General features: G+C 66.4%; 11 protein-coding genes. 6 read left to right on the top strand and 5 right to left on the bottom strand.

The features are described 5' to 3' along the window. Nucleotides 1-41 precede the first annotated feature (41 nt). Together AB5K84_RS41425 and AB5K84_RS41420 are read right to left on the bottom strand one after the other, a co-directional pair. Nucleotides 42-1919: an ATP-dependent DNA ligase gene (locus AB5K84_RS41425; RefSeq protein ID WP_011083963.1), complete on the bottom strand. Its 1878-nt coding sequence runs from the start codon at nt 1917-1919 to the stop codon at nt 42-44. Next, complete coding sequence (locus AB5K84_RS41420; protein WP_011083964.1) at nt 1916-2953, bottom strand: ligase-associated DNA damage response exonuclease; 1038 nt, start codon at nt 2951-2953, stop codon at nt 1916-1918. Before AB5K84_RS41420 ends, AB5K84_RS41425 begins: the two co-directional genes overlap by 4 nt. Before the next feature lie 59 nt (nt 2954-3012). Here AB5K84_RS41420 and AB5K84_RS41415 point away from each other — a divergent pair, with 59 nt between their 5' ends. The 4 genes from AB5K84_RS41415 to pdeM all read left to right on the top strand — a co-directional run bounded on the left by AB5K84_RS41415 (nt 3013) and on the right by pdeM (nt 8850). Continuing rightward, the gene (locus AB5K84_RS41415) at nt 3013-3939 is read left to right on the top strand and encodes a class I SAM-dependent DNA methyltransferase (protein ID WP_011083965.1); all 927 of its coding nucleotides are present in this window, start codon (nt 3013-3015) and stop codon (nt 3937-3939) included. Between the two features lie 116 nt (nt 3940-4055). Continuing rightward, a complete protein-coding gene (locus AB5K84_RS41410; RefSeq protein ID WP_028172814.1) occupies nt 4056-5285 on the top strand; it encodes an ABC transporter substrate-binding protein in 1230 nt (409 codons plus the stop codon). 164 nt (nt 5286-5449) lie between these two features. Continuing rightward, nucleotides 5450-8125 carry a ligase-associated DNA damage response DEXH box helicase gene (locus AB5K84_RS41405; protein WP_011083967.1) on the top strand — a complete coding sequence of 892 codons (2676 nt, stop codon included), beginning with the start codon at nt 5450-5452 and terminating at the stop codon, nt 8123-8125. A 53-nt stretch (nt 8126-8178) separates the two neighbouring features. Then, nucleotides 8179-8850 (top strand): ligase-associated DNA damage response endonuclease PdeM, encoded by a 672-nt coding sequence (gene pdeM / locus AB5K84_RS41400; protein WP_051000237.1) that lies wholly within the window; start codon nt 8179-8181, stop codon nt 8848-8850. 284 nt (nt 8851-9134) lie between these two features. Here pdeM and AB5K84_RS41395 read toward each other — a convergent pair whose 3' ends face one another. Further along, nucleotides 9135-9998: a LysR family transcriptional regulator gene (locus AB5K84_RS41395; RefSeq protein ID WP_038965283.1), complete on the bottom strand. Its 864-nt coding sequence runs from the start codon at nt 9996-9998 to the stop codon at nt 9135-9137. Between the two features lie 109 nt (nt 9999-10107). Between AB5K84_RS41395 and AB5K84_RS41390 the strand changes: the two genes are divergently transcribed. Beyond that, nucleotides 10108-11049 carry a DMT family transporter gene (locus AB5K84_RS41390; RefSeq protein WP_011083970.1) on the top strand — a complete coding sequence of 314 codons (942 nt, stop codon included), beginning with the start codon at nt 10108-10110 and terminating at the stop codon, nt 11047-11049. 12 nt (nt 11050-11061) lie between these two features. Then, nucleotides 11062-11835: an MBL fold metallo-hydrolase gene (locus AB5K84_RS41385; protein WP_011083971.1), complete on the top strand. Its 774-nt coding sequence runs from the start codon at nt 11062-11064 to the stop codon at nt 11833-11835. A gap of 115 nt (nt 11836-11950) precedes the next feature. Here the strand turns inward: AB5K84_RS41385 and AB5K84_RS41380 are convergent, their stop codons facing one another. Both AB5K84_RS41380 and AB5K84_RS41375 read right to left on the bottom strand, forming a co-directional pair. Next, nucleotides 11951-12721 carry a TIGR02186 family protein gene (locus AB5K84_RS41380; RefSeq protein ID WP_011083972.1) on the bottom strand — a complete coding sequence of 257 codons (771 nt, stop codon included), beginning with the start codon at nt 12719-12721 and terminating at the stop codon, nt 11951-11953. After that, nucleotides 12718-13635 carry a sulfite exporter TauE/SafE family protein gene (locus AB5K84_RS41375; protein WP_028172821.1) on the bottom strand — a complete coding sequence of 306 codons (918 nt, stop codon included), beginning with the start codon at nt 13633-13635 and terminating at the stop codon, nt 12718-12720. Before AB5K84_RS41375 ends, AB5K84_RS41380 begins: the two co-directional genes overlap by 4 nt. Nucleotides 13636-13660: the final 25 nt, after the last annotated feature.

The following is a 13660-nucleotide window of genomic DNA, read 5'->3' as shown; positions in this document are numbered from 1 at the left end:
ACCTTCGCCTTGGCGACAATCGAGCCTCGTCTCAGCGCGCTTCAAGCCTCAACCTCCGCCGCTTCCGCCTTCAGCATCTTTTCCAGGGTTTCCAGCCGGTCGGCCTCCCGCGGCGGCTTGTCCCACCGCAGTCGGCTGATGCGGGGAAAGCGCATCGCGACGCCTGATTTGTGCCGCGGCGAGCGCTGCAGCCCTTCGAACGCGACCTCCAGCACCAGCCCCTTGTCGCCCTCGTGCACGACATGGCGCACCGGGCCGAACTTTTCCGTGGTGTTGCGGCGGACGAAGCGGTCGATCTGGAGTAGTTCCTCGTCGGTGAAGCCGAAATAGGCCTTTCCCACCGGTACCAGCTCGTCGCCGGTCTCACCTTCGGTCCAGACGCCAAACGTGTAATCGGAATAATAGGACGAGCGCTTGCCGTGGCCGCGCTGCGCGTACATCAGCACGGCATCGATGATGTGTGGGTCGCGCTTCCACTTCCACCATTGGCCCTTCGGCCGGCCGGGCAGATAAGGCGCATCGCGCCGCTTCAGCATCACGCCCTCGACGGCGTCGGCATCCTCGCCGGCGCCGGCACTTGCGGGGTCGGCGCGCGCGGCGGTCAGCGCCTCCCAGCTCGCGAAGGGCACGATGGGCGACAGATCGATGCGGGGATCGCCGAGCTTAGTGATGAATGTTTCCAGCCGTTCCCGCCGCTCCGTGAACGGCAATTCACGCAAATCGTTCTCATCGTCGCCGAGCAGATCGTAGGCGCGCAGATGGATCGGGAATTCCTTGATCAGCTTTGGCGAGACCGCCTTGCGATTGAGCCGCTGCTGGAGAACGTTGAAGCTCTGCACGCGGCCCTCGCGCAGGATCAGAAGCTCGCCGTCGATCGCGCCCGGCAGGCGCAGCGACGGCACGAGATCCGGAAAGCTCCCCGTGATGTCCTCGCCGGTGCGCGAATAGAGCCGGGCAGTGACGTGGCCGCGGTCGTCGCGGCCCGCAACCGCCTGCACGCGGATGCCGTCCCATTTCCATTCGGCGATGTAGTCGGCGGGATCGAGCGCGACGAAATCGGTATCGTCGATCGCATGCGCGAGCATCACCGGGCGGAACGGCGCGGGATCGCGATTGACCGGCTTTTCGCCGCGGCCTTCCAGCCAGGCGAACAGGTCGAGATAGGGTGGCGCGAGCCCCGGCCAGATCAGCTCGACCTCATGCGGGTCCTTGTCGCCGAGCGCCGCCGCGGCGGTCTTCGCCAGCCGCGCGGAAATGCCGATGCGAAGCGCGCCGGTGACGAGCTTCAGTAGCGCCCAGCGGCCGGTCTCATCGAGCTCGTCGAGCCAGCGTTCGAGCTGTTTTGGCAGCTCGGTCTTGCCGAGGGTGCGGAGCGTGGTGACGACTTCGGTGAGGGTTGGGGGAGGTGGGTTGTTGTGGTTGCTTGGGTGGAGCGCATCGCTGGCATCTCGCCCGCGGTACCCCCCTCCCTGACCCTCCCCCGCAAGGGGGGAGGGAACGGTGAGGCTCGTGCCTCCATCACTTTGGGAATCGCTATTAGTTGTTGTGCTCGCTGACAGCGCCGCGTACTGCTGCGCTCCCTCCCCCCTTGTGGGGGAGGGCGGGGGAGAGGGGTGGCCCGGAAAAGATTCGTCGCTGCTTGCGCTGCGCTTCGGCCACATCAGCGCCACCGTCTCCGAGAGATCGCCGACATAATCGTAACTCAACCCGAACAGCACCTCATCCGTGCGCGACGCGATCAGGTCGCGGATCAGCGCCGGCTTGGCGTGCTTGAAGCTGAGCGCGCCGGTCAGTGCCGCCAGCGCGTAGCCGCGATCGGGATCGCCGACCTCGCGGAAATAGCCGGTGATCAGCCGCAGCTTGTTGTTGCGTCCGGGCTCGTAGGCGAGACGGTCGAGGAGTTCGGCGAAGCGGTTCATGCTTCGGCCTCGTCGGCAATCGGCGTCTCGCTCTCCTCCTCATCGCCATAGCCGACCAGATCGAGCGGCTGCGCCCTCAGGCCGCGCGATTGGCACCAATGCACCAGCGCGTCTTCCTGGCCGTGGGTGACCCAGATCTCGCCGGCGCCGGTCGCCGCGATCGTGGCGGTGAGGCCGTCCCAGTCGGCGTGGTCGGAAATCACGAGCGGCAATTCGACGCCGCGCTGCCGCGCGCGGGCGCGCACGCGCATCCACCCTGAGGCGAAGGCGGTGACGGGATCGGGAAAACGGCGCGTCCAGATATCTGATGTCGCTGACGGCGGTGCCAGCGTGATGGTGCCGGCGAGCGCCGCCTTCTTCACGCCCATCACCGGCCTGAGATCGCCAAGTGCGATCCCGCGGCTCTGGTAGTAATGCGTGATCGTCTCCATGGCGCCATGCAGATAGATCGGTGCGTCATAGCCGGCCTGCCGCAGCAGCGCGATCACGCGTTGCGCCTTGCCAAGCGAATAGGCGCCGACGAGATGCGCGCGTTCGGGAAACAGCGCGACCGAGGCGAGTAGCTTCTTCACTTCATCGGCCGCATCGCCATGCCGGAACACCGGCAGGCCGAACGTCGCCTCGGTGATGAAGACGTCGCAGGGCACCAGCTCGAACGGCGCGCAGGTCGGATCTCGCGCGTCCTTGTAGTCGCCGGAGGCGACGATGCAGGTGTCTTTGCATGTCACCGCGATCTGCGCCGAGCCCAGCACATGCCCGGCCGGGTGGAATTTCACGCTGACATCGCCGAGCCGGATCTCCTCGCCGTAACGGATGGCTTGCGTCGAGCCGGCGAAATTCTCGCCATAGCGCAGCCGCATCATGTCGAGCGTTTCCTGCGTCGCCAGCACCGCGCCATGGCCGGCGCGGGCATGGTCGGAATGGCCGTGGGTGATCAAGGCCCGCTCGACCGGGCGCACGGGATCGATGTGGAAGCTGCCGGGCTTGCAGCACAGGCCGGCAGCAGCTGGCAACAGGATGTCTTGCGGGCGCATGACTGCTATATAGGCTGCCTCACCGCATCTTCGAGTCACCACCCGCTTCCTGGTTCCCAATGCCCCTGCGCCTGTTTCTGTCCTCCGGCGATCTCATGGCCGACCGCCGTTTCGAGTTCGCGCGCGACCTCCAGCTCAAGGGCGATCTGCCTGCCGCCGCCGATCTCCTGGAGCAGGCGATCGAGCTCGCACCGAATTTCGCCTCGGCCTGGTTCACGCTCGGCGAGATCCGTCAGCAACTCGGCGAGCGCGACAAGGCCATCGCGGCCTTTCGTAAATCGCGCGAGTCCGATCCTGGGGATCAGCACGGTGCCGGCCTGCATCTGATACGGCTCGGCGACGCGCAGATGACGGAGATGCCCAAGGCTTATGTGCAGGCTCTGTTCGACCAGTACGCGCCGCGTTTCGAAGACGTGCTGATCAACGATCTCGGCTATCGCGCCCCGGCGCTGATCTTCAAGGCGGTGCTGGCCGCGCGCGTTGCCGCGAAGAAGCCGGCTTTCTTCAAGCGCACCATCGATCTCGGTTGCGGCACCGGGCTTGCGGCCGCCGCCTTCGCCAAGCAGGTCGATCATTTCATCGGTATCGACCTGTCGCCCGGCATGATCAGGGTGGCGCGCGCGACCGAGCTCTATGCCGAGCTCGAGGTCGCCGACATGATCGAGGGCCTGCGCAGCAAGGGCGATGCGAGCGCGAACCTCGTCGTGGCCGCGGATGCGTTCGTCTATCTCTCCGATCTCGCGCCGGTGTTGGCCGAAGCCGGGCGCGTGCTTGCAGCGGGCGGCGTGCTTGCCTTCACGCTGGAGACGCATGACGGCAGCGGCATCGTTCTCGGCGAAGGCCTGCGCTATGCCCATTCGGCGGAATATGTGCGGGGCGCGATTGCGCAAGCCGGACTGAAGCTCCTCACCCTGGAGCCGGGCTCTCCGCGCAACGAGAACAACGAGCCGGTGCGCGGCCTCGTCATCGTCGCCGAGAAAACTTGAGTCTAGGCGCTAAACGCCCCGCGATTTGAGCGTCATTGCGTCGCAAAGCGACGACTTCGGACTTGCGAGCCGTGCTGCGATGCCAGCACAATGCGCGCGCCAGGGAGAAACAAATAATGACCAAGAATCCATCGCGGCGCGATTTCAGCGCCGCCGCGCTCGCCACCATCGCCGCATCCACCTTGCCCGCGCCGTATGTCTGGGCCGCGGAGAAGAAATACGATGCGGGCGCCAGCGACACCGAGATCAAGATCGGGCAGACCGTGCCGCATTCCGGCCCCGGCTCGCTCTACGGCGTGCTCGGGCGTGTCGGCGAGGCCTATTTCCAGATGCTGAACGAGAAGGGCGGCATCAACGGGCGCAAGATCAAGTTTCTCACCATGGACGACGCCTACAGCGCGCCGAAATGCGTCGAGGCGACGCGGCGCCTGGTCGAGCAGGAGGAGGTGCTGGCGCTCTACGGCTCGCTCGGCACCGCGCCGCAGACCGCCGTGCACAAATACCTGAACTCCAAGGGCGTGCCGCAGCTGCTGCTCAACACCGGCGCGTCGAAGTGGAACAACCCGAAAGAGTTCAAGTGGACGATGGCGGGCCTGCCGCTCTATCCGACCGAGGCGCGCATCCTGGCGCGGCATGTCGTCAGCGTGAAGCCGAACGCCAAGATCGGCATCCTCTACCAGAACGACGATTTTGGCCGCGACTTCCTCGGTCCCTTCAAGAAGGTGCTGACTGACGCCGGCGGCACCGCGCAGGTGATCATGGAGCAGACCTACGATCTCACCGAGCCGACCGTCGATTCCCAGCTCATCAATCTCTCGAAGTCGGGCGCCGACGTGTTCTACAACATCTCCACCGGCAAGGCGTCGTCGCAGTCGATCCGGAAAGTGGCCGAGCTCGGCTGGAAGCCGCTGCAACTGTTGTCCGCGGGCTCGACCGGCCGTTCGATTCTGAACGCCGCGGGCCTCGAGAATGCCGCCGGCATCGTCGCCATCCGCTACAACAAGGAGGTCGGCCTGCCCAAATGGGAGAAGGACCCCGACGTGATGGCGTTCGAGGAGCTGCGCAAGAAGTACACGCCGGCCATCGACCCCGACAACACCATCGCCTTCGCCGGCTACGGCCAGGCCGTCACCATGGGCGAGATCCTGCGCCGCTGCGGCGATGATCTCACGCGTGCCAACGTGCTGAAGCAGGCCTCGACTCTTGCCGGCTTCCACTCGCCCTATTTCCTCGAGGGCGTCACCTACAGCTACACGCCCGAGGACTACACGCCGATGAAGACGCTCTTCATCTCCACCTTCACCGGCAAGGATTGGGATATCTCCGACAAGCCGATGTCGGAGTAGGAAACGGGCAGGACGTCGTAGGGTGGGCAAAGGCGCCCTTGCGCCGTGCCCACCATCTCTCCAGGTACCCATACGCGAAGGGTGGGCACGCTACGCTTTGCCCACCCTACGAGACCTCCCTCCACCCCTCGACGAACCAGCCTCCACGGCTTACCTGTGATGCCGTGCCGCCCCGCATCCACAAAATCCCGGCCGAGCCGGCCGCGCCGCTGCCCGACCGCTTCGAGGCGTGGTTCGCGGCGCGCGGCTGGTCGCCGCGCGCGCATCAACTGGCGCTGCTGGAGAAGGCGCGCGAGGACCGCTCCGCGCTGCTGATCGCGCCGACCGGCGCCGGCAAGACGCTGGCGGGATTTCTGCCGACGCTGGTGGAGTTGTCTTCTTTCTCTTCTCCCTCCCCCCTTGTGGGGGAGGGGCGGGGAGGGGGGTGGCCACAAGCACCGCTCGTGGCGCTACCCCCCTCCCGGCAGCCTGCGGCTGCCGACCTCCCCCACAAGGGGGGAGGTGACAACAACAGCCTCGTCTCCACCGGCCGCAGCGTGCAGCGTAGCGCTGGCCTCCACACGCTCTACATCTCGCCGCTCAAGGCGCTCGCCGTCGACATCGCGCGCAACCTGGAGCGACCGATCGCTGAGATGGCGCTGCCGATCAAGGTCGAGACCCGCACCGGCGACACGCCGGTGTCGCGGCGGCAGCGGCAGCGGCGCTATCCGCCTGATATCCTGCTGACGACGCCGGAGCAGCTCGCCCTTCTGCTCTCCTCCGACGACGCCCCGTTCCTGTTCTCCTCCTTGAAGCGCATCGTGCTGGACGAGCTGCACGCGCTGGTGACGTCCAAGCGCGGCGATCTGCTCTCGCTCGGGCTGGCGCGGCTGTGGCGGCTGGCGCCGCAGATCCGCGCGATCGGATTGTCGGCGACCGTGGCCGAGCCTGATCAGCTCGCGCGCTTCCTGGTGCCGCAGCCTGGCGGCAACGAAGTGGCCGCCGACATCGTGATCGCCGGCGGTGCCGCGCCGCCGCTGGTCGAGATGCTCGATACGCGCGAGCGGCTGCCCTGGGCCGGCCATGGCGCGCGTCACGCGCTCAGCGAGGTCTATGAGCTGATCAAGGCGAACAAGACCACGCTGGTCTTCGTCAACACCCGCAGCCAGGCGGAGATGTTGTTCCAGGATCTCTGGCGCATGAACGACGACGGGCTCGCGATCGCGCTGCATCACGGCTCGCTCGACGTCGCCCAGCGCCGCAAGGTCGAGGACGCGATGTCGGCAGGTAAGCTGCGCGCCGTGGTCTGCACCTCCTCGCTCGACCTCGGCGTCGACTGGGGCGACGTCGATCTCGTCGTCAATATCGGCGCGCCCAAGGGCTCGTCGCGCCTGATGCAACGCATCGGCCGCGCCAATCACCGCCTCGACGAGGCCTCGCGCGCGGTGCTGGTGCCGGCCAACCGTTTCGAGGTGCTGGAGTGCCGTGTCGCGATCGATGCCATCGCCGAGAATGCGCAGGACACGCCGCCGCTGCGCACCGGCGCGCTCGACGTGCTGGCCCAGCATGTGCTCGGCTGCGCCTGCGGCGAGCCGTTTCTCTCCGACGAGCTCTATGACGAGGTGCGCACTGCCGCGCCTTACGCCGGTCTGGCGCGGCAGGATTTTGACGATGTCGTCGATTTCGTCGCCTCCGGCGGCTACGCGCTGAAGACCTACGAGCGCTTCGCCCGCATCAGGCAGGACAAGCAGGGGCGCTGGCGCGTCGCCAATCCCAAGGTGCGGCAGAGCTATCGTCTCAATGTCGGCACCATCGTCGAGGAGCCGATGCTGAAGGTGCGGCTGGTGCGTTCCCGCTCCACCGGCAGCGGTTCGACCGGCGCGATCGCGCGCGGCGGCCGCGTGCTCGGCGAGATCGAGGAATACTTTATCGAGGGGCTGACCGCCGGCGACACCTTTGTGTTCGGCGGCGAGGTCGTGCGCTACGAGGCGCTCGCCGAGGATCAGGTCTATGTTTCCCGCGCCAACGACAAGGATCCGAAGGTGCCGTCCTATATGGGCGGCAAGTTCCCGCTCTCGACCTATCTGGCGGAGCGTGTGCGCCGCCTGCTCGACGACAGGCGCGCATGGAACGGTCTGCCGGAGCAGGTGCGCGACTGGCTGTCGTTGCAGAAGGACGTCTCGCGCGTGCCGGGTGTCCGCGAGCTTCTGGTTGAGACCTTTCCACGCGGTAACAAGCATTACCTGATCTGCTATCCCTTCGAAGGGCGCCTCGCGCACCAGACGCTCGGCATGCTCTTGACGCGTCGTCTGGAGCGTGCCCGCGCCCGGCCGCTCGGCTTTGTCGCCAACGAATATGCGGTGGCGATCTGGGGGCTGGGCGACGCCTCCTTCATGGTCCGCAACGGTGAGCTCAATCTCGACGCGCTGTTCAACCCCGACATGCTCGGGGACGATCTCGAAGCATGGCTGGCCGAATCCGCGCTGATGAAGCGCACCTTCCGCAACTGCGCGCTGATATCAGGCCTGATCGAGCGCCGCTTCACCAATGAGGACAAGAGCCGCCGCCAGGTACTGTTCTCGACCGATCTCGTCTACGACGTCCTGCGCAAGCATCAGGCCGATCACGTCCTCCTGCGCGCCGCCCGCGCCGATGCCGCCACCGGGCTGCTCGACCTGCGCCGTCTCGGCGGCATGCTGGCCCGCATCCAGGGCCGTATCACCCACCGGGAACTCGACCACGTCTCCCCGCTCGCGGTCCCCGTGATGCTGGAAATCGGCCGCGAGTCAGTCTATGGCGAAGCAGCAGACGAGCTCCTGGCCGAGGCCGCCAACGAGCTGGTCAAAGAGGCGATGGGATAAGAGCAGGTTTTGACGTGACGGCAGGCGCGCTGGTTTCAGGAGATGTCGAGGACATGCGCGTTTCCAGAGTCACCATCAGCGATGTGACGTTCGCCGCCGATCTCTCCGGCGCCCTGTTCTGGGAAGAGCAGCGCCTGCTCGTCGTCTCCGACCTGCATCTCGAAAAAGGCTCGAGCTTCGCCAGCCGCGGCGTGCTGCTGCCGCCTTACGATACGATCGCGACACTCGGCCGGCTCGCTGCTGTCATCTCCCGCCATGATCCGCGCACCGTCATCGCGCTTGGCGACAGTTTTCACGATCGCACCGCGCATGAGCGACTCTCCGCGGAGGATCGCGACGCCGTCGCCGGACTCCAATCCGGTCGCGACTGGATCTGGATCTCCGGCAACCACGATCCGATGCTGCCGCGCGATCTCGGCGGCACCGTCGCCGACGAGGTCGCGATCGGCCCGATCACGTTCCGCCACGAGCCGACCGGCGCGCATGGCGAGATCGCCGGCCATCTCCATCCCAAGGCCCGCGTCTCCGCGCGCGGCCGTTCGATGGAGCGCCGCTGCTTCGCCAGCGACGGGATGCGCGCCGTGATGCCCGCCTTCGGCGCCTATGCCGGCGGCCTCAGCATCCGCGACGCGGCGTTTGCAAGGATCTTCCCGAAGAACGGTTTTGTCGCCCATCTGCTCGGCGACCGCCGCGTCCACGCCATCGCCGCGTCGCGGTGTTATTGAGCTGAACACTCTTGCCACGCACACCGCTGCGCTCCCTCTCCCGCTTGCGGGGGAGGGCTGGGGTGGGGGTGTCTCCGCGTCGGGATTGCCTGGGATTGCGGAGAACGTCCCTGCGTGGCGAGAGCCCTCACCCGCCGCGCTCGGGACGATGCTTCGCATCGCCCGGGGCGCGTCGGCCTCTCCCGCAAGCGGGAGAGGCGGAGCAAACCCGCGGACAATCATCGTGAAATTCACATGCGATAGCCCTGCGCAAGGGGGGAGGGAACAGACCGACCTCGTGGCGACTAGGCCGCCTTCGCCTGCACATTGTCGCAGAACTCCGCGAGCCGATCCGCGAGCCGCAGCGTTGCCGGGCTCGCATCCGGCGCGGCCATCAGCGCCACCTCGGTCTTGTTGATCGGCGCAAAGCCGTCCTTCGCGGTCAGCACGCGATGATCGGCCTGGATCGACATCTCGGACAGGATACTCAGCCCCATGCCGGCGGCGACCGCGGCCTGGATGCCGGCGAGGCTCGATGACGTGTAGGCCATGTGCCAAATGCGGCCCGCGCTCTCCAGCGCGTGGATGGCGCCGGCGCGATAGAGGCAGCCCAGCGGAAAGCCGATCAGCGGCACCGACGGCGCGCCCGCGTCGATCGGATGGCTCTTGCTGGTGACCCAGTGCACCCGCTCCGGCCACACCGCGATCGCGCCCTTCTCGCCGGCCTCGCGCTTGTAAAGCGCCAGATCAAGCTCGCCGCGTTCGAGATCGCGGGCGAGGTTCTTGCTCTGGTCGGCGCGGACGTCGAGCCGCAGGCCGGGATGCGAGCGCGAGAACGTCGCCAGCAATTTCGCCAGGCGATAGGCCGCAAAATCCTCGGGAATGCCGAGCCGGATCGCGCCTTCGCTGTCGGGCTGGCTCAGCACGTCGCGCGCTTCTTCTGCAAGCGAGAGCAGCCGCCGGGCGTAGGACAGCAACCGCTCGCCGGCTTCGGTGGGACGCACGTCCTTGCCGTCGCGGTGCAGGAGCACCTGGCCGACATCCTCCTCCAGCCGCTTGATCTGCTGGCTGACGGTCGATTGCGTGCGGTGGACGCGCTCGCCGGCGCGGGTGAAGCCGCCGGCCTCGACCACCGAGACGAAGCTGCGCAGAAGCTCGAGATCGAGCATGGGCGCCTCCATTCGAAAATCCACTGATTGGAAGTTAATCATTTAATTTCCAAATGGCAAGCGGCCTCCCTAGATCGAGGGCCAGAAGAAAACATCCGAGAATGCCCTCATGTCGCTCGCTCCCTCGATTCCCGTTCCCCGCAGCCGCTTCAACACGCTGCCGCTCGCCATCGGCCTGTTCTGCCTGCTCTGGAGCTATGCCTTCGTCGCCGGCAAGATCGGCGTCACCCATTGCCCGCCGCTGATCTTGCTCGCCGCGCGCTTCTCGCTCGCCGGCATTTTGATCCTCGGTGCGACGCTGATCCGCGGCGACAGCTGGTCCTTGTCCTGGCGCGATGCCGCGATCTTCGCTGTGCTCGGCATCGCCAACAACGCGCTCTATCTCGGGCTCGGCTACACCGGCCTGCAATCGGTCTCCGCCGGGCTCGGCGGCCTGATCGTGTCGGCCAATCCGGTGTTCACCGCGGCGCTCGCTGCATTGTTGCTCGGCGAAGGCATGACCTGGCGCAAGGCGGGCGGTCTCCTGCTCGGCGTCATCGGAGTGACGGCGATCGTCTGGCACCGCCTGTCGGTCGGCACCGATTCATGGCACGGCATCGTCTTCACGCTTGCCTCGCTCGCCTCCATCGTCCTCGGCACGATCCTCTTCAAGCTGCTCGCGCCGAAGGGAAGCCTGTGGATCGGCAACGGCGTGCAGAATCTCGCAGCGGGCATCGTGCTGACGCCGGTCGCGCTCACCTTCGCCGACGTCCACGCGATCGATGTCACCCCAAGCCTGATCGGCGCCTTCGCCTTCCTCGTGCTCGGCGGCTCGATCCTGGCCTACTGGCTCTGGTTTCATCTCCTGAAAGTGTGTGGCGCCACCGCTGCCAGCGCCTATCATTTCCTGATGCCGCCGCTCGGCATGCTGTTCGCCTTCCTCGTGCTCGGCGAGCATGTCGAGGCCCGCGACCTGCTCGGCATCATCCCGGTCGCGCTCGGCATCTATCTGGTGACCCGGCCGGCGAAATCGCTTTCGTCAAAGTTGCTTCCGTCAAAGGCCGCATCGTAAGGAAGGTTCATCATGCCCATTTCCATCACCCTGATCGGCGGCCCGACCGCGCTGATCGAGATCGACGGCTTCCGTCTCCTCACCGACCCGACCTTCGATGCGCCGGGCGCGTACCAGCTGCCGCATGTGAAGCTGGAGAAGACCATCGGCCCCGCCGTGAGGCCCGATGCGATCGGTCCGGTCGATGCGGTCCTGCTCAGCCACGACCAGCATTCGGACAATCTCGACAATTCCGGCCGCGCGTTTCTCAAACATGCGAAGCGCGTGCTGACGACAGAGGCCGGCGCCAGGCGCCTCGGCGGCCATGCCGAAGGCCTTGCGCCCTGGGCGACCTCGCATGTGAAGGATCGTGACGGCAATTCACTGACCATCACCGCGACGCCGGCGCGTCACGGTCCTGCCGGCATCGAGCCGCTGTCGGGCGATGTCATCGGCTTCGTGGTGTCCTCAAACCGGAAGGACACAAGCGCGGTCTATATCAGCGGCGACACCACCTGGTTCGACGGCGTTGCCGAGGTCGCCCGCCGCTTCAAATGCCGCGTGGTGCTGCCGTTCGCGGGCGCTGCGCAGACGCGCGGGCCGTTCCATCTCACCATGGACACCAATGACACCATCGAGACCGCACGGGCCTTTCCCGATGCGATGATCGTGCCGTTGCATACCGAAGGCTGGGCGCATTTCCGCCAGAACAGCGAGGACCTGCGCAAGACCTTCGACGTGCTCGGTTTCGGGACGCGATTGCGATTGCTGGAGCCGGGCGTGCCGACGGTGATCGAGGCGCCGTGATGGAGGTCGTCATTCCGGGGCGACGCGAAGCGTCGAGCCCGGAATCCATCGGGCCACCTACTCCGCCGATCGATGGATTCCGGGTTCGCGCTACGCGCGCCCCGGAATGTCAGTCTCAATCCTTCCGGAACACGATCGACGCCATCCAGCCCGTCATCAGCGCCATGGCCGCGGTGGCGAGGCCGTAGATCAGGCCGTTCTGTCGCGCGGTCGTCGCGACGAACTGTTCGAAACCGACCTTGACGATCTCGAAGGCGGTTTCGGTCCTACCGATGAATGCGCCGCCCGCGAACAGCTTGATCTCGACCTCATAGGTGCCGATCGGCACCTCCGCCGGCAGCGGAATCCCGGTGCGGAACAGCGTCGGCGTCAGGAACGTCACGGCGCTCGCATCCTCGCGATAGAGGCCGCGCTGGGTGCGCAGGCGGATGAAGGCGGAGCGGAATGCGTCGTTCGGCACCACGTCGGCATAATCGCCGCTGACGCGCTGGGTCAGCCGCACGTTGTTCAGCCCGATCTGCTGCCGCCGTGCGATGTCGGGCGAGGTGATGACGTCGAACGGGCGGTTGGCGAACAGTGCCAGATAGCTCGGCACCTGCAGGAACTGCCGGTAGTCGGTGTTGATCCAGATGCCGAAAGTGCGTTCCTTGCGCCGTGTCACCATGTCAGCGCGCGGGCCTATCACGGTGACCACGAGATCGTAAGCCGTGCGGTCCGCGGGCGTCGTGGCGTCCTTCTCGACCGAGCCGAACAGCACCAGCTCCTCGCCGGAATAATTCGGCGTCACCGTGACGCGGTGGTTGGAGACCGACACGATCAGCCGCTCGGCCCGCGCGGCGCTGCCGAGCAGCAGGACGAGAACGATTGCGAGCAGCGCGCGAATCATCCGCTCACTCCGAGCTCACGGATGGTGAAGAGATCCTCCGGGCGGATCACCAGCTCGATCGCGAAGCGGACGCCGACCGAGAGGATCAGCAAGCCCAACAGCAGCCGCAGCTGCTCGCCGCGAATCTTCTGGCCGGCACGCGCGCCGAACTGCGCGCCGGTGACGCCGCCGACCATCAGGATCAGTGCCAGCACGGCATCGACGAGGTGGTTGGTCACCGCATGCAGCATGGTCGCGAACAGCATGGTGACCAGGGTGAGAACCATCGAGGTCCCGATCACCGTCGAGGTCGGCACTCGCAGCAGGTAGATCATGATCGGCACCAGGATGAAGCCGCCGCCGATGCCCATGATGGCGCCGATAAAGCCGATCATGGTGCCGACGATCAAGACGGGGATCACCGAGAGATAGATCTTCGAGCGCTTGAACCGCATCTTCAGCGGCAGGCCATGGATCCAGTTGTGCGTGCGCCGCGGCGGCACCGTGCCGCGCCGCGTCCGCATCAGGGCGCGCAGGCCTTCGGAGAACATCAGGCTGCCGACGGTGGTGAGCAGCACGACGTAGGACAGCGCGATCATCAGATCGAGCTGGCCGAGCGCGCGGAGCTGCGTGAAGGTCCACACCCCCAATGCTGTGCCGGTCACGCCGCCGCAGAGCAGCACGCTCGCCAGCGCCGGATCGATCGCGCGCCGCCGCCAGTAGGAGATCGCGCCGGAAAAGGAGGACGCCGCGATGTGGCTAGCGACCGAGGCGACCGCGACCGCCGGCGTGATGCCGATGAAGATCAGCAGCGGCGTCATCAGGAAGCCGCCGCCGATCCCGAACATGCCGGAGACGAAGCCGACCGCAGCGCCCATCGCCAGCACCAGGAAGACGTTGACCGGAAGATCGGCGATCGGAAGGTAGAGCTGCATTGAACCACGCACCGGCGAGACGGAT

Origin of the sequence: Bradyrhizobium sp. 1200_D9_N1_1, assembly GCF_052075915.1 — a bacterium.
Taxonomy (GTDB): Bacteria; Pseudomonadota; Alphaproteobacteria; order Rhizobiales; family Xanthobacteraceae; genus Bradyrhizobium; species Bradyrhizobium diazoefficiens.
Note: the sequence above shows the minus strand (reverse complement) of the source record. Positions and strands in the feature narration are given on the sequence as shown.

Coding starts and splice junctions, on each gene's coding strand:
- AB5K84_RS41425 (WP_011083963.1), bottom strand. CDS start 1,919: ATGAACCGCTTCGCCGAACTCCTCGACCGTCTCGCCTACGAGCCCGGA.
- AB5K84_RS41420 (WP_011083964.1), bottom strand. CDS start 2,953: ATGCGCCCGCAAGACATCCTGTTGCCAGCTGCTGCCGGCCTGTGCTGC.
- AB5K84_RS41415 (WP_011083965.1), top strand. CDS start 3,013: ATGCCCCTGCGCCTGTTTCTGTCCTCCGGCGATCTCATGGCCGACCGC.
- AB5K84_RS41410 (WP_028172814.1), top strand. CDS start 4,056: ATGACCAAGAATCCATCGCGGCGCGATTTCAGCGCCGCCGCGCTCGCC.
- pdeM (WP_051000237.1), top strand. CDS start 8,179: ATGCGCGTTTCCAGAGTCACCATCAGCGATGTGACGTTCGCCGCCGAT.
- AB5K84_RS41395 (WP_038965283.1), bottom strand. CDS start 9,998: ATGCTCGATCTCGAGCTTCTGCGCAGCTTCGTCTCGGTGGTCGAGGCC.
- AB5K84_RS41390 (WP_011083970.1), top strand. CDS start 10,108: ATGTCGCTCGCTCCCTCGATTCCCGTTCCCCGCAGCCGCTTCAACACG.
- AB5K84_RS41385 (WP_011083971.1), top strand. CDS start 11,062: ATGCCCATTTCCATCACCCTGATCGGCGGCCCGACCGCGCTGATCGAG.
- AB5K84_RS41380 (WP_011083972.1), bottom strand. CDS start 12,721: ATGATTCGCGCGCTGCTCGCAATCGTTCTCGTCCTGCTGCTCGGCAGC.
- AB5K84_RS41375 (WP_028172821.1), bottom strand. CDS start 13,635: ATGCAGCTCTACCTTCCGATCGCCGATCTTCCGGTCAACGTCTTCCTG.